The sequence below is a fragment of the Streptomyces sp. NPDC088706 genome, assembly GCF_044752765.1.
GTDB lineage: Bacteria > Actinomycetota > Actinomycetes > Streptomycetales > Streptomycetaceae > Streptomyces.
The window spans coordinates 575,056-594,798 of the sequence record NZ_JBIVLW010000003.1; the positions used below are offsets into that span (position 1 = coordinate 575,056).

Sequence of the window (19,743 nt, forward strand, 5' to 3'; positions counted from 1 at the left end):
CTCTCACCAAGGTTCTGTGCACGCGGTGTACGCCATGGGCCTATGACGTGAGCGTCCGCGCACTCTGTGACGTGCGCGGACGCTCAGCGGAGGAGCCCGGAGAGGGGCCCGGAGAGGGTGCTATCGGAGGTCGGGGAGCACCGGCACGAGGTTGTTCCAGCGCGCGATCTCGCAGCCGTCACCCCGGGTCACGGTGGTGTCCACGGCCCGGCCCTCCCAGGTGCCGACGATCCGGGCGGAGGCGTCGCCGCCGTAGATCATGGTGCACATGGTGCCCTCCGGCGCGGGCCGGAACAGCTCCTGCCCCGCCCGCGTGGCCCCGACCTCCGCGAGCCGGTCACAGGCGGCCTGCCGCTGCGGGTGGGTGCCCCCGGTCGGCCCGCAGGTCAGCTCGAACGTCCCGTCGGCCCCGGCGACCCCGGAACGCTCCACGGTCACGGTGAGCCGGGTCCGCGCGGCGGGCTCGTCCTTCCCCGCGCCGCCGCCGTCCAGGAACGAGGGCAGCGGCGGAAGGGGCACGGGCAGCGGCCCGAGGGCGGGGTGGGCGGTGGAGAGGGGCCCGGAGGTGGGCAGGGCCGAGGGCAGCGGACCGGACGCGGTCGCGGCGGGTACGGCGGTGGACAGCGCGGCGAGCGATACGACGGTGGTGAGGGCGAGACGGCGCAGCATGCGGGCTCCTGTATCTCTGCATCGCGGACGGTCGCCCACAGGAGGGCCGCGGGGCGCTCACGGACGCTCAGTGAGACCGCTGACGATCACGGAAGCTCACTGGCTGCCCGTAGCTACCCCTGACGACCGCTGATGATCACGGACCATTACGGACCATCACGGACCACCACGGACGACCGCGGATGCGACGGATGACGGACGACGAACGGCGGGGTGGTGGGCAGCGGGCCGACCGCTCCCGGCCGTCCCCGACCGACGGAGGCCGAAGCCCCCACGCCTCTCTAACGCGCCTGGCGCCCGGACGTTGCGCCACCACGCCGAAGTGCTTTGCCCTGCCCCCCGCATGGCTAGTAACGTGGGCGGCGATTGGTGACACGACGTTCGACTGTGTCATCATCTGCACGCACCACTCGCGTCCGCGCGAGGTGTGTGGAGGAGGCGTCGCCTAGTCCGGTCTATGGCGCCGCACTGCTAATGCGGTTTGGGTCTTAAAGCCCATCGAGGGTTCAAATCCCTCCGCCTCCGCTCCACCCCGAAGCCCCGTGCCCCTGGCACGGGGCTTCGGTCGTTCCCGGCCGGGGAGCTGCTTGCGCAGGACGGTCAACGGGGCAGCCAGGATCTGCCCCAGAAGGGTGTTTATGCAGGTCAGGGGCGGTGTGGCTAATGGATTTCGCGTCACGGCGCAGGTCATGTAATGTTGTTCCCGCAACGCCGACCAGGCAGAAAAGCCCGGAACGCCAAGCACTCGTAGCTTAACGGATAGAGCATCTGACTACGGATCAGAAGGTTGCAGGTTCGAATCCTGCCGAGTGCACAGCAGGCCAGAGGCCCCCAGGAGAAATCCCGGGGGCCTCTCGCGTATGGAGTCGCGTATGGAGCCCACCGCATCTCACCGGACCCTCGGTGCGGGGCGAGGATCCGGTGGCGGGGGCCTCAAGCGGCTTCGGTTACCGCTCCCGTCGGCGCCTGGGCGGTGATGCCGCGTCGGCGGGTCGGCATCCCCAGGGTCGGGTTGGCGACGCCCCAGGCCGCGCCCTTGCAGACCACCTCCTTGTAGAGGGCGGCGGTCCGGCCCGTGAGGGCGGCGGGGCGGGCGCGGTCGTCGGCGGTGACGTACTGGATCAGGGCCTCCTTGCGGCCCAGCGAGATGCACTGGTTGAAGTAGCGCAGCGGCGTGGCCGTGGGCTTCGTGCCGGTCAGGCGGGAGGCGATGGAGTCGGCGGCCTGCCAGGCGGTGGGGACGCCCGAGGCGCACGACATGCGCAGCGGCTTGTCGTTGGGGCCCATCACCAGGGCCGCGTCGCCGATGGCGTACACGTCCGGGTGCGAGACCGAGCGCATGGTGCCGTCGACCACGATCTGCCCCGCTCCGCCGACCTCCAGAGTGGTCGCCCGCGCGATCGGGTGGACCGCGAAGCCGGTGGTCCACACCGTGACCGCGGCGGGGATGGCGGAGCCGGCGGTGATGACGCGGTCGGCCTCCACGGCGGTGACGTCCGTGTGTTCGTGCACGGTGATGCCGAGCTTGCCGCAGACCTTCCGCACATGGCGGCGGCCCCTGGGGGAGAGCCAGTCGCCGAGCCCGCCCCGGGCGGCGAGGGCCACGTCGAGGTCCGGGCGGGCCTCGGCGATCTCGGTCGCGGCCTCCAGGCCGGTGAGGCCGCCGCCGACGACGACCACGGGCTGCCCGGCGGCCAGGCCGGCCAGGCGCTCGCGCAGTCGAAGCGCTCCGGGGCGGCCGGCGATGTCGTGGGCGTGCTCGGCGGTGCCGGGGACGCCGTGGGTGTTCCAGGCACTGCCGAGGGCGTACACGAGAGTGTCGTACGTCAGCTCTTCGACGCCGTTCGCGCCGGTGACGGCGACGGTCCCGCGGTCGACGTCCACGGCCGTGACCCGCGCGAGCCGCAGTTCGACGCCGGTGCCGGCGAACATCTCGCTGAAGGGGCGGGCGGTGAGCTCCTGGCCGACCGCCAGCTGGTGCAGCCTGACCCGCTCGACGAAGTCGGGCTCGGCGTTGACGAGGGTGATGGATACGTCCTCGCGGCGCAGCCTCCTGGCGAGGCGCCCGGCGGCGATCGCTCCGGCGTATCCGGCTCCGATGACGATGATGCGGTGCTGCATGTCCTGACTCCTGTCTCGCGCGGATTCGCCCCTTGAACCGGGCAGCCCGTCGATTCCTGACAGGTGTGCGAAGTGATGCGCGTCACAGAGTGGTCAGAGGCGGAACAGGGGCTCCCCGTGGCCGGTGGCCGCCCACTGCCGGGTCGCCCGTTCGAGCTTGTCGGGGTTGACCTGGTTGCGGAACGCGGCGATGCCGTCGTCGGTGACCTCCAGGCACATGACGCCGGCGACCCGGCCGCCGACGACCACCACGATGGCGGGGGCGCCGTTGGCGGTCGTGGCGTGGATCTCGGCGGTGCCGCCGATGAGGTCGCGCTTGGCCTTGCTGGGCTTGAACAGGCCCCGCATGAACTTGGCGACCGCCAGGGACCCCTCGAACGCCTCGGCGCGGGCCGGTACCTTCCCGCCGCCGTCGCCGATCGTGATGGCGTCCGCGGCCAGGAGCCGTACGAGCGGCTCGGTCCGCCCGCTGGTGGCGGCGGCGAGGAACTCCTCGACGATCCGCCGGGCGGCTACCTCGTCGATCTCCTTACGGGCCTTGCCCTCCGCGACATGCTTCTTGGCGCGGTGGTAGAGCTGCTGGCAGGAGGCCTCGGTGATGTCGAGGATCTCCGCGATCCTCCGGTGCGGGTAGTCGAACGCCTCCCGCAGCACGTACACCACCCGCTCGTCGGGGGAGAGGCGCTCCATGAGGGTGAGGACCGCGTACGAGACCGACTCGCGCTGTTCGGCGGTCTCGGCGGGGCCGAGCATCGGGTCCCCGGCGAGCAGCGGCTCGGGCAGCCACTGGCCCACGTACGACTCGCGCCGGGCGCGGGCCGAAGTGAGCTGGTTGAGGCAGAGGTTGGTGAGGACCTTCGTCAGCCAGGCCTCGGGGACCTCGATGCGGTCGATGTCAGCGGCCTGCCAGCGCAGGAACGTGTCCTGCACGGCGTCCTCGGCGTCGCTCGCCGAACCGAGCAGACGGTAGGCGATGGCCTTCAGACGGGGCATGGAGGCCTCGAACCGGTCCATGTGGGTCCCCGTCGGAGTCATGATCCGGATCCTAGCCCTCGGGCGCGCCGGGGGGTCGGGGCAACCGCGCGTTCCGAGCGCGCGGCGCCGGCCGCATCAGTGCCGGGTGCCGGGGTAGCCGGAAGGGCACGGGGTGTGATGGGCGCGCCCGGGCGGAGGTTACCGATGGGGTCGCAGGCGCACGGCCAGGTCCAGGTACAGCGGTGGCACGACCAGTGGTGGGCCATCGGGCTGCTGGTACTGGTCATCTGGGTCGGTATCCGGCTGGCCTTCGACGGGTGGTCGGGGTGGCCGGGGATCATCGTCGGCGGGTTCCTCTACGCCGGCTTCCTGACGTGGTACCTGATGCGGCGCCGGCGGCGGGACGCGCGGGCGGTGGGGACCGAGGCCGCGCGGGTGCCGGAGCTGGAGCGGCGTATCGCCAGGAACGGCGAACTGCCCGAGGACCCTGCCGAGCAGGCCGTCATGATCCGGCTGATCCGGCGCCGGGAGGAGAAGCTGGCGCGCAATCAGTGGTGGGCCTTCCCGCTGCTGGGCCTGGTCGTCTTCGGGACCCCGATGCTCTGGTTCGCCGCCGGGAACGTGGCGGCGGGCCTGTGGGGGCTGGCGTTCGGTGCGGCGTTCCTGGGGTGGATGGTCTGGTTCAACCGGCGCTTCGTGCGGCGTATGGCCGGGATGCGGCAGCGGATCGAGGGTGTCGGGGGCGGCGGCGCGGCGGCGGGCGCGGTCGGTGGCGTGGGTGGCGTGGGTGGCGCACCAGGCGGCGCGGGCGGGTTCCCTCAAGAGGCCCGCTAGCCTTCGCTGAGGCGTGGGGCCGGGGCTCGTTCCTGGGTGTGGTGGAGGCGTGGGGCCGGGGTTCCTTCCTGGGTTTGGTGGAGGCGTGGGGCCGGGGCTCGTTCTACGGTTTCGTGGAGGCGTGAGGTCCAGGGCTCGTTCTTCGGGCCGGCCCGGTTCGGGCGTGGTGGAGAGAGCGGAGTTCGGGTGGCCTTGGGGTGGCGGTGTACCGGGGTCGGGTGGCCGGGGGACGCGCCGGAGCTGGGTTGGCGCAGGGGCCGGGACCGGCGGGTGAGTGTGCTCGCGTACGGGGCCGGGCTCGGGTTCCGCGCGGTGGGGGAGCGGCACTGCGTGGGGGCACGGGGGAACGTGTGCCCTCTGGGAGCCGTGGTGTCCGTGCGCAGTACCGGGGCGCGGTGCCCGGAGTGTGCGCGGCTGGACCGGGCCCACTCGGTCGCCGCCGACACGTTGCTGGACGACCCGCGCACGTACCGCGTCTATCTCGCCTGGTTCGGGCCCGGCCTGGTCAAGGTCGGGATCACCCGGGAGGAGCGGGGCGGTGCGCGGCTGCGGGAGCAGGGGGCCGTGGCCTTCAGCTGGCTCGGGCGCGGGCCCCTGATGGCCGCCCGGCGGACCGAGGAGGTGCTGCGGGCGGCGCTCGGGGTGCCGGATCGGATCCCGTACGCCAGGAAGCGGGTGGTTCGCGGGCAACTCCCGGGTGTGGAGGAGCGGTTCGCCGAGGTGGCGGAGTTGTACGGGCGGGTCGTGGAGCTGGAAGGGCGTGGCTGGCCCGAGTCGTTGGAGCGGGTTCCTCTCGAAGTCGTCGATCACGGCGCGGCCTTCGGACTGGATCGTTCGGCGGCCGCCACGCGGTCGGTGGGTGAACTGGTCGACGGCGGCGTCGTCGCGGGACGGTTGGTGGCCGCAGCCGGGCCCGACCTGCACCTGGAGGGGGCCGGCGGCGGTGTGGTCGTGCTGGACACGCGGTTGATCACCGGGTGGGAGCTGGTGGCCGTCGCGGCGGACGGGACCGGCGATGTACGTGTGCCCCTCATCGACATCGGGGGCGGCGGCGTGCAGGGTGGGTTGTTCTGACCCCGCCCCCTGTTCTGCCCCCACCCCCGCAAGGAGTCCGCGCGTGGAAGCCGAGAGCCATGACGTCGTGCGGTTCTGGGAGCGGCTCGGGCTCCCCGGCATCATCGACGTGCACACCCACTTCATGCCCGAGCAGGTCCTGCGCAAGGTGTGGGCCTACTTCGACTCCGCCGGGCCGCTGACCGGCCTGGAGTGGCCGATCACCTATCGGTACGAGGAGGAGCAACGGCTGTCCCTGCTCCGGTCGTTCGGGGTGCTCCGCTTCACCTCCATGCTCTACCCGCACAAGCCCGGCATGGCCCGCTGGCTGAACGGCTGGGCCGCCGGCTTCGCCGCCCGGGTGCCCGACTGCCTGCACACCGCGACCCTCTTCCCCGAGGAGGGCGTGGAGGCGTACGTGAAGGAAGCCGTGGAGAGTGGGGCGCGGGTCTTCAAGTCGCACCTCCAGGTCGGCGCGTACGACGCCAACGATCCGCTGCTGGAACCGGTGTGGGGGCTGCTCGCGGAGGCCCGGGTCCCGGTCGTGATGCACTGCGGGTCCGGGCCCGCGCCGGGGAGGTTCACCGGGCCCGAGCCGATCGGACGGCTCCTCGCGCGCCACCCCCGGCTGCGGCTGATCGTCGCGCACCTGGGGATGCCGGAGTACGCGGAGTTCCTGGCGCTGGCGCAGGCGTACCCGGAGGTGCGGCTCGACACGACGATGGCCTTCACCGACTTCAGCGAGGGGTTCACGCCGTTTCCGGTCCACGAGCGCGGGCGGCTCGCCGATCTCGGGGACCGGATCCTGCTGGGGACCGACTTCCCGAACATCCCCTACCCGTACGTCCACCAACTGGAGGCGCTGGAGCGGCTGGGGCTGGGGGACGCGTGGTTGCGGGCGGTCTGTCACGGCAACGCGGAGGTGTTGTTCGGGGGACGCTCGTAGACCCGCGCCGCTTTCTCAGGACTTTCACAGGAACGGGTCAGGCTTCTTTCACCGGCGCCGCACAGGCTGGCCCCATGACGACGACGACCGCGCCCCAGGGGCGTGCCGAACTGCTCAGGCCGGACCGTACGCCCGTGCGCGTCCTGGTCGTGGACGACGAGGCTCCGCTCGCCGAGCTGCTCTCGATGGCCCTGCGCTATGAGGGCTGGGACGTGCGCAGCGCCGGTGACGGGGCCGGGGCCGTGCGCGCCGCCCGGGACTTCCGGCCGGACGCGGTGGTCCTGGACGTGACGCTTCCGGACATGGATGGACTCGCCGTGCTGGGCCGGCTCCGCCGCGAGTACTCCGACGTGCCGGTCCTCTTCCTGACCGCCCGGGACGCCGTGGAGGACCGGATCGCCGGGCTCACGGCGGGCGGCGACGACTACGTGACCAAGCCGTTCAGCCTGGAGGAGGTGGTGGCCCGGCTGCGCGGGCTGATCCGCCGGTCCGGCACGGCGCTCGCGGCCGGGCGGAGCGGGTCGACACTGGCCGTCGGGGACCTGCTGCTCGACGAGGACAGCCGCGAGGTGAGCCGGGGCGGGGACGCGATCCACCTGACCGCCACGGAGTTCGAGCTGCTGCGGTTCCTGATGCGCAACCCGCGCCGGGTGCTCAGCAAGGCGCAGATCCTGGACCGGGTCTGGAGCTACGACTTCGGCGGCCAGGCCAACGTCGTCGAGCTGTACATCTCCTACCTCCGCAAGAAGATCGACGCCGGACGGACGCCGATGATCCACACCCGGCGAGGAGCGGGGTACCTGATCAAGCCCGGTGAGTAGCCCGGTGAGCGGTGCGCTGAACCCCCTGATCGTCGTCGAGGTGTGCGTCACCGCCGCCGGGCTGACCGCCGCAGTCGTCGGCGCGCGGATCTCCTCCTGGGTGACGGAGAACTTCACCGCGGTCGCCGTTGGCGGCGCCACCTTCTACGGCCTGACGCAGCCTGCCGGTTGACGGCGGGGGCGTACGCGGCCTGGACGACGGGGGCGTACCCGGCCTGGACGACGGGGGCGTACCCGGCCTTGACGGCGGGGGCGTACGCGGGCGGGCTCAGAACCCGGCCGCGTACGTCCAGAAGTCCCGCATCACCCGGGGCGCGGCGGGTCCGGCCAGCTCCATCTGGGTGAGCAGGACGGCGACCGTGCCGGTGGAGGGGGTGATGTGGGCCGTGGTGCCGGTGCCCCCGATCCAGCCGTAGCGGCCGGGTACGTGCCACGGGGCGGCGATCTCGATGTCCACCGAGCCGCCGAACCCCCAGCCCTGGCCCTCCGTGAAGAAGGCGTTGTCGGCGCGCTGGGCCGGGGTCAGGTGGTCGCTGATCATCTGACGCACCGACTCGGCGGCCAGCACCCGTCGGCCGTCGTCCGCCAGGCCTCCGGCGAGCAGCATCCGGCCGAAGGTCCACCAGTCATCGGGCGGTCGAGACCAGGCCGCCCGCCCCGGACGGGAACGCCGGCGGGCTGCTCCACTGCCCGTCGGGGGCGTCGACCAGCTCGGGCCTGCCCGCCGCCCCCGCCCGGTAGTAGCTCGTGAACCGGTCCAGCGCGCCGGGCTCCACGGCGAACCCGGTGTCCGTCATCCCGAGGGGCTCGAACAGCCGCTCCGCCAGGTACGCGGGCAGCGAGCGGTCGGCGACCCGGGCGATCAGGACCCCGAGGATGTCGGAGCACGTGTCGTACAGCCAGCCGTCGCCCGGCTGGTGGAGCAGCGGGATACGGGAGAGCGCGGCCATCCAGGTGTCCGGCGCGGGCACGGCCTGCGGCTGCGGCGGGCCCTGTTTCAGCTCGGCGAACAGGGGGGCGAGGGCCGGGAGGGAGAAGTCGGCCGGGAAGCCGTAGCCGGCCCGGGAGGTCAGCAGGTCCAGGAGGATGATCGGGCGGACCGCCGACACCACGTCGTCGACCGGGCTCCGCGGGGTCCGTACGACCAGTGGGGAGGCCAGCTCGGGCAGCCATGCGGCGACCGGGTCGGCGGGGGCGATCAGTCCGTCCTCGACCAGGGTCATGGCGGCCGCCGCGACGATCGGCTTGGTGATCGAGGCGATGCGAAAAGAGGGTGTCCCGCCGCATGGGCGACGCGGACGTTCCGGTTCCGTCCGCGCCCGCGACCCCGGCCCGGCCGGCCGTTCCATCCGCGACCGTGCCCGCGACCCCGGCCGGGCAGGCAGTTCCGTCCGCGCCCGCGACCCCGGCCCGGCCGGCCGAACCGGCCGAGGCCACCTCGACCCGCTCGCCCCGGGCGACCAAGGCCACCGCGCCCGGCATCGATCCCTCGGCGATATGGGCGTCCAGCAGTTCCTGTAGTCCGTTCGGGGGCAGTCCGTTCGGAGGCAGTCCGTTCGGGGACAGTCCGTTCGCGGGCAGTCCGTTCGGGGTGCTCATGGTCGGCCTTTCCGGTACCGCGTGCTCGGTCATGAGCCCGGTCTCCCTGGTACGTCCCCCCGTGGGCGGCGGTCCGTGGGTGGTGCTCGGGCTGTAAGACGTCCTCGGGCTGTAAGACGTCCTCGGGTGCCAAGAGGAAGCTTCGAGGGCGTCACACCGCACGAAGCCTCCGGAGCGTGAAGCCGTAGCAGGAGACTGCCGAGCCTCCGCGAACTCATCGCCCCCGCAGCACCAGGTCCGCCACGACCGCCCGGTGGTCGGAGGCGACGCTCTCCGGCACCCACGCTCCCCGTACGGAGATTCCGCCGTGCGGGCCGCCGCTCCTGGACACCGCCACGTAGTCGATCCGCTTGACCGGGCCCCGCGCCGGGAAGGTCGGGCCCCCCGGGTCGGCGTCCGCCAGCTCCGTCCACAGCGGGGCCAGTTCCGGGGCGCCGGGTTCCGCGTTCAAGTCGCCGAGCAGGACCTTCGGGCCCCGGTCCTCGGCCATGATCCGCCGGGTGTCGGCGACCTGGGCGATCCGTACGGCGGGGTCCGGGCGGTAGTCGAGGTGCGTCACGTACACGTGCACGGGCTGCCCCTTCACCCGTACGACGGCCTCGCCGAACCCGGGGGCGGGGGCAGGCACCGGAGAGGGGTCCTGGGTCGAGAGCCGGGTGATCTCGTGGTTCTCGGCGCTCACGATCCGGTACCGCGACAGCACCGCCACCCCGTACTCCGCTCGTGGCCCGCCCGGCTCGGCGGGGTCCAGGCTGTAGATCGGGGCGAAGAACACGTACATGCCCAGCCGCTCGGCCAGCTCGCCCGCGAGGTCGCGCCAGTCACTGCGCGCGCCCCAGTGCCGGTCGACCTCCTGAAGGCCGATCACATCCGCGCGCAACGAGCGCAGTTCAGTCGTCTGGCGGTCGAGATCGAAGACGTTGTCCACGCCCGCACCGGCGTGGATGTTGTACGTGACCACCCGCAGCGGTACAGCACGGGGGCTTGCGGCAGCGGAGGTGGCGGGCGATCCGAGTAACGCGCCCGACAGGGCTGCGGCGAGGAGAAGCCGCAGGAGACGGATACGGCGAGGCAGTGGCATGGCTCTCCAGTCAGCGGGGGTCGTACAGCGAGTCGTACAGCGTAAATCGACTTGTACGCCGTACAGGGATGTCCTACGGTGTACGACGTTCCTGTCCTATACACCGTAGAACCACTCAACCGTCGAGGTGTCAAGCCGCGCCGGAGACCGAGGAGCCCGCATGACGGCATCCGCCGCACCGCGACCCGACCTCGCCCCGCAGGGGCACCCGCAGCGCTGGCTGATCCTCGGGGTGATCTGCCTCGCCCAGCTCACCGTGCTGCTCGACAACACCGTCCTCAACGTCGCCATCCCGTCCCTCACCACCGAGCTGAACGCCTCCACCTCCGACATCCAGTGGATGATCAACGCCTACTCGCTCGTCCAGTCGGGCCTGCTGCTCACCGCGGGCAGCTCCGCCGACCGCTACGGGCGCAAAAAGATGCTGGTCGTGGGCCTCGCCCTGTTCGGTATCGGTTCGCTGGTGGCCGGGCTCGCACAGTCCTCCGGCCAGCTCATCGCGGCCCGCGCCGGGATGGGTGTCGGGGGCGCGCTGCTGCTCACCACCACGCTCGCCGTCGTCGTCCAGATCTTCGACGACACCGAGCGGGTCAAGGCCATCGGCATCTGGTCGACCGTGAGCTCCCTCGGTTTCGCGGCGGGGCCGCTGTTCGGCGGGTTCGTCCTCGACCACTTCTGGTGGGGCGCGATCTTCCTCATCAACATCCCGGTCGCCCTGGTCGGCCTGGTCGCCGTCGCCCGGCTCGTACCGGAGTCCAGGAACGCGCAGGGGGAGCGGCCCGACCTGCTGGGGGCGCTCCTCTCCACGATCGGCATGACCGCGGTCGTGTTCGCGATCATCTCCGGCCCCGAGCACGGCTGGGCGTCGGGCCGGGTGCTGCTGACGGCGTTCGCCGGGGTCGCGGTGCTCGCCGGGTTCGTCCTGTGGGAGCTGCACATCCCGTACCCGATGCTCGACATGCACTTCTTCCGGAACCAGAAGTTCATCGGCGCGGTGGCGGGCGCGATCCTGGTCGCGTTCGGGATGGGCGGTTCCCTCTTTCTGCTCACGCAGCACCTTCAGTTTGTTCTCGGGTACGGGCCGTTGGAGGCGGGTCTGCGTACGGCGCCGATGGCGCTCACCGTGGTCGCCCTCAACCTCACCGGCGTGGGCGCCCGGATCGTCGTGAAGATGGGGACGCCCGCCACGATCGCGGCGGGCATGGGCGGCCTGGCGGCCGGTCTCGCGGCCATCGCCGTGCTGGGGCGGGACGGGTACGGCGGGATGCTGTTCGGCCTGATCGTCATGGGCGCCGGGATCGCGCTGGCCATGCCCGCGATGGCCAACGCCATCATGAGCGCCATCCCGCCGGAGAAGGCCGGGGTGGGCGCGGGGGTCAACGGCACGCTCGCGGAGTTCGGCCACGGGCTCGGGGTCGCGGTGCTCGGTGCGGTCCTGAACTCGCGGTTCGCCGCCCTCGTACCGGCGGCCGTGGGGGCCGCCTCGCTGCCCGCCGCCGTGGCCGCCGCCGACGGTCCGGCCGAACGCGCCCGCATCGAGGACGCCTTCGCCTCGGGCCTGGAGCTCAGCCAGCTGGTCGGCGCGGCCGCGGTGCTGGCGGGCGGCCTGCTCGCGGCGCTGCTGTTGCGCCGTGCCGAACGGGTGGAGGCGGCCGGGAAGGCCGGGGCGGCCAGGAAGGCCGAGGTGCCTGAGAGGGCCGAGGTGCCTGAGAGGGCCGAGGTGTGGGCGGAGGCGCCTGGGAAGGCCGAGGTGCCTGAGAGGGCCGAGGCGCGGGCGGAGGTGCCTGGGAAGGTCGAGGTGCCTGGGAAGGTCGAGGTGCCTGGGAAGGTCGAGGTGCCTGGGAAGGTCGAGGTGCCTGAGACGGCCGGAGACCGGGCAGACTCGACGGGACCGGCGGCATAGCATCGGAGGGGACGCGCGTACCGGACCGTGGGTCGTTCGGTACGCCGGCCTTCCGGCAGGTCAGGTGGCGGAACAGGTACGACAGGGCGGGCCCGTACCGGCGGGGGGCGGTCCCCGCAAGAGGAGGAGAGTGCGCCATGGTGTCCGCGTCCGACCGTGCGAAGAACCCCGCGCGGACCAGCGTGTGGCTGGACCGGAACACGCCCTCGCGCTCCCGCAGGACCGAGTCCCCCGCGGGCCTGGACCGGAACAGGATCACCGAGGCGTCGGTACGCCTGCTGGACGCCGAGGGCCTCGCCAAGTTCTCCATGCGCCGGCTCGCCGCCGAACTGGACGTCACCGCGATGTCCCTCTACTGGTACGTCGACACCAAGGACGACCTCCTGGAGCTGGCGCTCGACTCGGTGTACGCCGAGATCGCCCCGCCCCCCGAGGATGCCGACTGGCGGGTGCGGCTGCGCGCGTTCGCCCGGAGCTTCCGCGAACTGATCGTCCGCCACATCTGGATCTCCCCGCTGGCCGGGACCTTCCTCAACATCGGCCCCAACGCGATGCTGTTCGCCTACGCCGTCCAGGACATCGTCCGGGCCACCGGCCTCCCGCTGGAGCGGCAGACGGGCGCGCTCTCGGCGGTCTTCCAGTTCGTGTACGGCTTCGGCACCGTCGAGGGCCACTTCAAGGCGCGGTGCGACGCGGCCGGGCTCACCCAGGACGAGTTCCACCGGCACGCGATGGGCACGATCCGGGCCCAGCCGAACCTGCGGAAGATCGTCGAGTCCTCCGACGACCTCATGACGGCCCGGGGCGGCGACACGGTCGAGGAGATGCGCGAGCGGGACTTCGTCTTCGCGCTGGACCTGCTGATCGCGGGCATCGAGGCGATGCGCGACCGGACGGCCTCCCCGACGACGGCCCGGTAGCCCGCCCGTCGGTCACCCGCGAACGGGCCCTCTCAGCCACTCCGCCCGCGGGTCCCTCGGCCACTCCGCTCGCGGGCCCCTCAGTAGCCCCACCAGCAGCCTCCCAGCCACCCCGCCCGCAGGCCCCTCAGTCAGCCCACCAGCAGGCCCCCCCTCAGTAGCCCCGACCCGTGTCCACGGCCAGCTCCGGCCGTCGGCCCGCCGCCACGGCCTCCCAGCACGCGGCGAAGTCCGCGGCCACGTCCTCGTCGGCGGTGATCCCCGCGGAGTGCGAGGTGATCACCGTACGGGGCAGCCGCCAGACCGGGTCGCCGGGTGCTGCCGGCTCCTCCGCCAGCACGTCCAGCACCGCGCGCCGCACCCCACCGCCCCGCAGCGCGGCCTCCAGCGCCCCCATGTCCACCGTCGCGCCCCGCCCCACGTTGACGAACGTCGCCCCCCGCACCGCAGCGAACCGGTCCGCCCCGAAGAAGCCTTCCGTCGCTTCGGTCAACGGCAGGGCGGCGACCACCCACCGGGCGCCCGCCAGCTCCCCGGCGTCCTCGTCCGCCCCGATCACCCGGTCGAAGCCCGGCGGGGGCGGCCCGGTCCGTGCGGTGCGGGCCACGCCCACCGTCCGCACGCCACAGCCGCGCAGCAGTCCGGCGACGGCCCCGCCGATGCGCCCGGTGCCGTAGACGAGGGCGGTCCGCCCGGCGACGAGCTCGGTGGGGAGGCGGCGCCACTCGGCGCGGGCGTGCTGGGCGGCGAACTCGGGGACGGCCTGGCACTCGGCGAGCACCCAGGCCAGGACGTACTGGGCGATCCGCTCGCCCATCCGCCCCACGGTCCGGGTCAGCAGCGCCCCGGCGGGCCAGGGACCGGCGGCGAGCAGCGGGTCCGTCCCGGCGTTGACGCTGTGGAACCAGAGCAGCCGGTCCGCCGCCGCCCGCAGCGCCCCGGGCAGCGCGGCCCCCACGCAGAGGAGGGGCTGACCCCCGAGGGGCTCACCCCCCAGGGGCTCGGCGACCCGTCCGGAGATCCGTTCCAACTCCCGTACGAGCCCGGCGCTCAGCTCAGGCGCGACCAGCAGCCGGGCCCGCGCGAGCAGTTCCACGGCAGGCACCACCCCCGGCACCCCCGGCGTCCCAGCCGCTCCCGCCGCCCCCGGCACCGCGCGTATCACCGGCCCGGCGCCAGACGGGCCGGGAAGCCCCCCGTGGCGACGGGTCCCCAGCGCTCCGGTGTGACCCGGATGATCGACTTGCCCTGCTTCACCATGGCGGCCCGGTACTCGTCCCGGTCCGGGTGCTCACCGGAGATGTTCCGGAAGTACTCGACGAGCGGCTCGACCGAATCCGGGGCGTCGAGCACCTCCGCCACGCCGTCGACCTGCACCCACGGCCCGTCCCACGCGTCGGAGAGGACGATCACGCTGACCCGCTCGTCGCGCTTGGCGTTACGGGCCTTGGCGCGCTCCGGGTACGTCGACTTGACGATCCGGCCGGCGTCGTCGACCCCGCAGGTCAGCGGGGAGCCCTGGGGACGGCCGTCGGCCCGGGCGGTCAGCAGGATCGCCCGGTGCCGGGGCCGTACGAACGCCGGCAACCCATCGAGGTCCACGGCGGTGGTGGTAGCGATGTCGGGAGCCATGGCGACCACCCTACGACCGGGCGGGCGCCCGGCCGTGGCGGCGAACCACGCTCCCGGCGGTCACTGCCCGGGCAGCGCCTCGCCCTGGACCGCCTGGATGTCCAGCTCCACGCGCAGGGTCGTCCCGATCGCGGAGATGCCCGCCTGGACGACCTGGTTGTAGTTCATGGCGAAGTCGTCGCGGCGCAGCTCGGCCGTGGCGTGGAAGGCGGCGCGCACCCCGCCCCACGGGTCGGGCCCGGTGCCGAGGTAGGTCAGGTCCAGGTCGACCGGGCGGGCGACGCCGTGCATGGCCAGTTCGCCGTGGACGGTCCAGCGGTCCGGGCCGGCCGGGGTGAGGCCGGTGGAGCGGTAGGTGATCTCCGGGTACCGGTCCACGTCCAGGAAGTCGGGTGAGCGCAGGTGCTTGTCCCGCATGCCGTTGCCGGTGTCGATGCTGGCCGCGCCGATCACCGCGTCGACCCGGGAGCGGGAGACGTCCTCGGCGATCTCGATCCGGCCGCCGAAGTCGGTGAACCGGCCGTGCACGCTGGAGATCCCCAGGTGCTGGGCGACCGTGCCGACCGAGGAGTGGACCGGGTCCAGCGACCAGGCACCCGGCGGCGGGAGCTCCAGCCCGCCCTGGCGGGCCAGCACGATCTGCCCGCCCTCGATCCGGCCGCTCGCCGTGACGAGGGCGGTGGAGGCGGCGGGGGCGTACCCGACCGCCGTGACGATCACCGTGTACGCGCCGGCCGGCAGGGACCCGTCCGTGCGGACGGCCCCGTCCTCGTCGACCGCGGCCCGCAGCACCTGGGTGCCGGTCATGTCGGTGACCGTCACGACGGCGTGCTGGACCGCCCAGCCGTCCCGCGTCCGTACCTGTGCGCGAAGTCCCATCCGTATCTCTCTCCTAGCTCGATGACCCGCGGGCGGCACGTCCGCCGCCGAGGGGCACATGAGTCGGGCCCCGGGGCGGGCCCGGCAGGCCGTCCCCTGCCTGCCGTACCCACCACCGGGGCCCATTTCCACCCGGTTGCGACAGCCTCTCCGCAGGAAGTGCCGTCCGACCAGGGGTCTTTGCGATCCCTTCACGTGTTCACGCGCATCCCTCTCAGCGCACGCGCGCACCTACTAGGGGCCCGCACGGAGGGGACACGCACGGAGGGGACACGTACGGAAGGGATCAGTCACTCACCCGGGTGGGCGAGTTCGATGTCGTGCCCGTCGACTCCCTGACCGCTCACGGTGAGGGCTCCGGCCACCGGCGGGTAGCCGGTGGCGATGACCGAGTACTCACCCGCGTCCAGGTCGGTGAAGGCATACGCGCCGTCCTCGCCGGTCGTCGCGGTGGCTACCACGTTGCCGGCCGCGTCGATCAGCGTGACCCGGGCGTCGGCCAGCGGCCTGAGGGCGGACCCGGCCCGTACGACGCCCTGGACCAGCGCACCGGACCGCAGCGCGGCCTCGACGCGGGTGACACCCTGGCCGCCGATCTCCACCGGCAGCGCCAGTGGGCGGAACCCGGCCGCGTTGACCGCGACGGTCACGGAGCCCGGGATCAGCTCACCGAAGGCGAACTCCCCACTCGCGCCGGACGTCCCCGTGGCCAGCACGTCGCCGCGCACGTCGGTCACGATGACCATCGCGCCCTCGACCGGCGCACCGGACTCGGCGGCCCGTACGGCCCCGGCCAGTCCGCTCGTACCGGAGAGCAGGATGTCGAAGGCCAGCGGCTCCGCACCGACGACCACCGTGGACGCCTGCGGCTGGAAACCGTCGGCGGAGGCGATCAGGACGTAGCTGCCGGAGCCCGGCGCGTCCAGGGCGTAGCCGCCGTCGCCGCGGGCGACGGAACGCCCCAGCTGACGGCCGCCCAGCGAGATCAGGGTGACGGCCGCACGGGCCACCGGAGCGCCCTCGGCGCCGCGCACCACACCGCGGACGGGCGTGCCCTGGACGGTGTCGTACGAGGGGGTGGCGTCGGCCGTGTCGACCGACGTGACCCCCGCCGCGCCCTCCGAGACGAGCCCGGCGGCACCCACGGCGGCCGGAACCTCCGCCTCCGCGACGGCCGGCACTGCGACCGTCTCGTCGGGAGCGGTCCCGTCCTGCGGGCTGTCGTTCCCGGCGCTGGTCTTCAGAGCGACCTCCTTGATGAAGAGCGTCACGATGAAGGCGATCAGCGCGCACGGAGCGGCGTAGAGGAAGACGTCGCCGACGCCGTGGCCGTACGCGGCCTCCATGACCATGCGGAAGGGCTCGGGCAGCTTGTCCAGGTCGGGGATGCCACCGCCGCCCGTACCGCCGTGGCCGAAGGCCGCGCCCTCGGGGCCGAGGTCGGCGAGGCCGTCCTTCACGTAGTGGGTGACCCGGTTGCCGAGGACGGCACCGAGCGCCGAGACGCCGATCGCGCCGCCGAGGGACCGGAAGAAGGTGACGACGGAGCTCGCGGAACCGAGGTCCTCCGGAGCGACCTGGTTCTGTGTCGCGAGGACCAGGTTCTGCATCATCATGCCGATGCCCAGACCCATGACGAACATGTAGATCGCCACGTGCCAGTACTCGGTGTCGTACCGGATCGTGCCGAGCAGTCCCAGCCCGGCCGTGACCAGGAAGCCGCCGCTGACCAGCCACGCCTTCCAGCGGCCCGTCTTGGTGATGACCTGGCCGGAGATCGTCGAGGAGAGGAAGAGGCCCGCGATCATCGGGATGGTCATGACGCCGGACATCGTCGGCGACTTGCCCCGCGCGAGCTGGAAGTACTGGCTGAAGAAGACCGTGCCCGCGAACATGGCGATGCCGACGAAGAGCGAGGCGATCGAGGCCAGCGTGATGGTGCGGTTGCGGAAGAGGCGCAGCGGGATGATCGGCTCCGCGGCCCGCGACTCGGTGAAGACGAAGATCAGGCCGAGCAGGACCGAGCCCGCGACCATCACGTAGGTCTGCCACGACAGCCAGTCGTACTTGTCACCCGCGAAGGTGACCCACACCAGGAGCAGGGAGACGGCGGCGCTGATGAAGAACGCGCCGGTCCAGTCGACCTTGACGCCCTCCCGCTTGACCACCGGGAGCTTCAGGGTCTTCTGGAGCACGACGAGGGCGATGACCGCGAACGGCACACCCACGTAGAAGCACCAGCGCCAGCCCATCCAACTGGTGTCGGTGATGACACCGCCGAGCAGCGGGCCGCCGACGGTGGCGACGGCGAAGACCGCGCCCAGGTAGCCGCTGTAGCGGCCGCGCTCGCGCGGAGCGATCATCGCGGCCATCACGATCTGCGCGAGGGCGGAGAGGCCGCCGACGCCGATGCCCTGGACGACCCGGCAGGCGATGAGCATGCCGCTGCTGGTCGACAGACCGGCGACGACCGATCCCAGGACGTAGATGATCAGGGCTATCTGGACCAGCAGCTTCTTGCTGAAGAGGTCCGAGAGCTTGCCCCACAGGGGGGTGGTGGCGGTCATGGCCAGCAGCGAGGCCGTGACGACCCAGGTGTAGGCGCTCTGTCCGCCGCCGAGGTCGGAGATGATCTCGGGGAGGGCGTTGGAAACGACCGTCGACGACAGAATCGCGACGAACATGCCGAGCAGCAGCCCGGTCAGCGCTTCCATGATCTGCCGGTGTGTCATCGGCGTGCCGTCGGGGGCGCCGGAGCCGCTGTGGCCTCCGTGCCCTCCGTGCTTGGCGTGGCCGCCCCGCACACCGGTCGGTGTGGTCGTAGCCATTGAGTTCCTTATCCGTGCGTATTTGCTTCTGTTACATAGGTGTACGGGTGTACGCGTCGTCGCCGAGCCCGTTCCGGCACTCCCCGGAGTGGCTTCCGGGGGCACAGCCACCGGTTCCGCGACAGGCGAAGCTGTCCCGCAGCCGGGACAGCAGCGCATTGAGCCGGCCGACGTCCTCGTCGGACCAGTCGACGAGATTGCGGGCGAACATCTCGGTGATGCGCCGCGTCAGCTCGTCGAGCTGCGCGTGACCGCCGGGGGTCAACCGCAGGATGCGGGACCGCTTGTCCGCCGGGTCCGGGGACCGTTCGATCCAGCCGTGCTCGGCCACATGGGCCACGTGGCGACTGGTCACCGACAGGTCCACGGCCATCAGCTCGGCGAGTCTGCTGATGCGCATCTCGCCGTGCCGGTCCAGGAGCGTCAGCACGGCGGCGGAGCCACCGGGACACTCGGGGGGCAGTACGCGGGCGAGTCCCCGCTTGACGGCCCCGACGGCGCTGAGCTGCCGGGCCAGTTCCTCGTACCGACTCCGTGCGGCCACGGGACCCCCCAACGCACTGATTGGCTGTGTTCACTATGTTGTTGCTTAGGGCAACCATAGAAGCTGTTGGTTGCTACAGGCAAACGAAAATCGGCTTGCAGAAGTAAAGGAACGCAAAAGCCTCCGTAGGCTCCGGGTCAAGCCCGTTCTCCGTATCCGCAACCGCCGGTCGGACGGGGTGCCCGGCGGCCCGGGGGTTGGGCGGAAGGCCCGAGTTCGCTAGGGTCCTGCCCCATGGCACACAACCCCCACGCCCCTCAGCCGGGCCCCGAGGGCACCCCTGATCCGGCGGGCAGCACGCAGATGTTCCGCGCCTTCGTCGACGAGGGCGAGCCGCAGCGCCGGCAGCAGCCGGCGGCGACCTCGTCCGGGCCGAGAGCCGGGGTGATCGCGCTCGTCGTCGCGGTCGTCGTCGTCCTCGGCGCGGTGGCGTGGCTCGCACTGAGCTGACGCACCGGCCCACCGAACGACGTATGACGACCTGAACGCCCGTGGGGCGGACGGCGGAACCGCGACCGCGCGGCCGCCGCTCCGCCCCACGGGCGTTCACCTCCACGCCTCACTGCCACACGGCGGAGACGTCCTGCGTCTCGACGCGCATTCCCAGGGGGACGCGCCAGGACGCCACGCACACGCTGTACGTCTCCGAACGCGTCGCACCGGCCGCGATGGGTGCGGGTAGCGGCCGGCTCGACCTGATGGTGGCCCAGTCGACGCCCAGGGCTCCGATGACGTGCGTGGCGAAGGTGACCGTTCCCGAGCGGGCCGGGGAGCCGCCGGTGTTGCGGAAGTCCACGGTGACCTTCTCGTACCACCGCTTGTCCGCCGGCGCACGCTGGGGGGCGCCGAGCTTCAGTGCGGCGGGGGTCGGGGGCGGGGCGGGTCTGCCGGGGGAAGGGCCGGCGGTGCCGTCTCCGCCACCGGGTCCGGGGCTGCCC

18 protein-coding genes, 2 tRNA genes and 1 pseudogene are annotated in these 19,743 nt (G+C 72.4%); 10 read left to right on the forward strand and 11 right to left on the reverse strand.

The genetic code is table 11. From position 1 onward, the window contains the following. Positions 1 to 120 precede the first annotated feature (120 nt). Complete coding sequence (locus tag ACIQAK_RS12050) at positions 121 to 669, reverse strand: SSI family serine proteinase inhibitor (protein ID WP_366391678.1); 549 nt, start codon at positions 667 to 669, stop codon at positions 121 to 123. A gap of 434 nt (positions 670 to 1,103) precedes the next feature. On the opposite strand from ACIQAK_RS12050, the gene ACIQAK_RS12055 reads away from it, so the two are divergent. Continuing rightward, positions 1,104 to 1,194, forward strand: a tRNA-Ser gene (locus tag ACIQAK_RS12055). Positions 1,195 to 1,410: 216 nt separating this feature from the next. After that, positions 1,411 to 1,483 (forward strand) — tRNA-Arg (locus tag ACIQAK_RS12060). Positions 1,484 to 1,602: 119 nt separating this feature from the next. Here ACIQAK_RS12060 and ACIQAK_RS12065 read toward each other — a convergent pair. Together ACIQAK_RS12065 and ACIQAK_RS12070 are read right to left on the reverse strand one after the other, a co-directional pair. Then, complete coding sequence (locus tag ACIQAK_RS12065; RefSeq protein ID WP_366391679.1) at positions 1,603 to 2,790, reverse strand: FAD-dependent oxidoreductase; 1,188 nt, start codon at positions 2,788 to 2,790, stop codon at positions 1,603 to 1,605. Positions 2,791 to 2,883: 93 nt separating this feature from the next. After that, the gene (locus ACIQAK_RS12070) at positions 2,884 to 3,825 is read right to left on the reverse strand and encodes an RNA polymerase sigma-70 factor (protein ID WP_366391680.1); all 942 of its coding nucleotides are present in this window, start codon (positions 3,823 to 3,825) and stop codon (positions 2,884 to 2,886) included. Positions 3,826 to 3,969: 144 nt separating this feature from the next. Between ACIQAK_RS12070 and ACIQAK_RS12075 the strand changes: the two genes are divergently transcribed. The 5 genes from ACIQAK_RS12075 to ACIQAK_RS12095 all read left to right on the forward strand — a co-directional run bounded on the left by ACIQAK_RS12075 (position 3,970) and on the right by ACIQAK_RS12095 (position 7,591). Further along, positions 3,970 to 4,599, forward strand: a complete 630-nt coding sequence (locus tag ACIQAK_RS12075) for a hypothetical protein (RefSeq protein WP_366391681.1) — start codon at positions 3,970 to 3,972, stop codon at positions 4,597 to 4,599. A gap of 186 nt (positions 4,600 to 4,785) precedes the next feature. Then, positions 4,786 to 5,673, forward strand: a complete 888-nt coding sequence (locus ACIQAK_RS12080) for a DUF2797 domain-containing protein (RefSeq protein ID WP_366391682.1) — start codon at positions 4,786 to 4,788, stop codon at positions 5,671 to 5,673. 43 nt (positions 5,674 to 5,716) lie between these two features. Next, positions 5,717 to 6,598, forward strand: a complete 882-nt coding sequence (locus ACIQAK_RS12085) for an amidohydrolase family protein (protein WP_366391683.1) — start codon at positions 5,717 to 5,719, stop codon at positions 6,596 to 6,598. Between the two features lie 74 nt (positions 6,599 to 6,672). After that, a complete protein-coding gene (locus ACIQAK_RS12090; RefSeq protein ID WP_366391684.1) occupies positions 6,673 to 7,419 on the forward strand; it encodes a response regulator transcription factor in 747 nt (248 codons plus the stop codon). 4 nt (positions 7,420 to 7,423) lie between these two features. Continuing rightward, positions 7,424 to 7,591: a hypothetical protein gene (locus tag ACIQAK_RS12095; RefSeq protein WP_366391685.1), complete on the forward strand. Its 168-nt coding sequence runs from the start codon at positions 7,424 to 7,426 to the stop codon at positions 7,589 to 7,591. Between the two features lie 96 nt (positions 7,592 to 7,687). On the opposite strand, the pseudogene ACIQAK_RS12100 reads toward ACIQAK_RS12095, so the two are convergent. Next, positions 7,688 to 8,901 (reverse strand): annotated as a pseudogene (locus ACIQAK_RS12100) (serine hydrolase domain-containing protein). A 331-nt stretch (positions 8,902 to 9,232) separates the two neighbouring features. After that, on the reverse strand, positions 9,233 to 10,099 hold the full coding sequence (locus tag ACIQAK_RS12105) for an endonuclease/exonuclease/phosphatase family protein (protein WP_366391686.1): 867 nt from the start codon (positions 10,097 to 10,099) through the stop codon (positions 9,233 to 9,235). 160 nt (positions 10,100 to 10,259) lie between these two features. Between ACIQAK_RS12105 and ACIQAK_RS12110 the strand changes: the two genes are divergently transcribed. Next, positions 10,260 to 12,002 (forward strand): MFS transporter, encoded by a 1,743-nt coding sequence (locus ACIQAK_RS12110; protein WP_366391687.1) that lies wholly within the window; start codon positions 10,260 to 10,262, stop codon positions 12,000 to 12,002. Between the two features lie 137 nt (positions 12,003 to 12,139). After that, entirely contained in the window at positions 12,140 to 12,922 is a 783-nt protein-coding gene (locus ACIQAK_RS12115; RefSeq protein ID WP_366391688.1) for a TetR/AcrR family transcriptional regulator, read from the forward strand. 154 nt (positions 12,923 to 13,076) lie between these two features. On the opposite strand, the gene ACIQAK_RS12120 is transcribed toward ACIQAK_RS12115, so the two are convergent. The 5 genes from ACIQAK_RS12120 to ACIQAK_RS12140 form a co-directional block, all read right to left on the reverse strand. Beyond that, positions 13,077 to 14,030: an NAD(P)-dependent oxidoreductase gene (locus ACIQAK_RS12120; RefSeq protein WP_366391689.1), complete on the reverse strand. Its 954-nt coding sequence runs from the start codon at positions 14,028 to 14,030 to the stop codon at positions 13,077 to 13,079. 53 nt (positions 14,031 to 14,083) lie between these two features. Beyond that, entirely contained in the window at positions 14,084 to 14,554 is a 471-nt protein-coding gene (locus tag ACIQAK_RS12125; RefSeq protein ID WP_366391690.1) for a PPOX class F420-dependent oxidoreductase, read from the reverse strand. Between the two features lie 60 nt (positions 14,555 to 14,614). Continuing rightward, a complete protein-coding gene (locus ACIQAK_RS12130) occupies positions 14,615 to 15,433 on the reverse strand; it encodes a YceI family protein (protein ID WP_366391691.1) in 819 nt (272 codons plus the stop codon). Between the two features lie 290 nt (positions 15,434 to 15,723). Continuing rightward, the gene (locus ACIQAK_RS12135) at positions 15,724 to 18,261 is read right to left on the reverse strand and encodes a DHA2 family efflux MFS transporter permease subunit (RefSeq protein WP_366391692.1); all 2,538 of its coding nucleotides are present in this window, start codon (positions 18,259 to 18,261) and stop codon (positions 15,724 to 15,726) included. Positions 18,262 to 18,292: 31 nt separating this feature from the next. Next, positions 18,293 to 18,805: a MarR family transcriptional regulator gene (locus tag ACIQAK_RS12140; protein ID WP_366391693.1), complete on the reverse strand. Its 513-nt coding sequence runs from the start codon at positions 18,803 to 18,805 to the stop codon at positions 18,293 to 18,295. 234 nt (positions 18,806 to 19,039) lie between these two features. Here ACIQAK_RS12140 and ACIQAK_RS12145 point away from each other — a divergent pair, with 234 nt between their 5' ends. After that, the gene (locus tag ACIQAK_RS12145) at positions 19,040 to 19,255 is read left to right on the forward strand and encodes a hypothetical protein (protein WP_366391694.1); all 216 of its coding nucleotides are present in this window, start codon (positions 19,040 to 19,042) and stop codon (positions 19,253 to 19,255) included. A 109-nt stretch (positions 19,256 to 19,364) separates the two neighbouring features. Here ACIQAK_RS12145 and ACIQAK_RS12150 read toward each other — a convergent pair whose 3' ends face one another. Continuing rightward, a complete protein-coding gene (locus ACIQAK_RS12150; protein ID WP_366391695.1) occupies positions 19,365 to 19,601 on the reverse strand; it encodes a hypothetical protein in 237 nt (78 codons plus the stop codon). Positions 19,602 to 19,743: the final 142 nt, after the last annotated feature.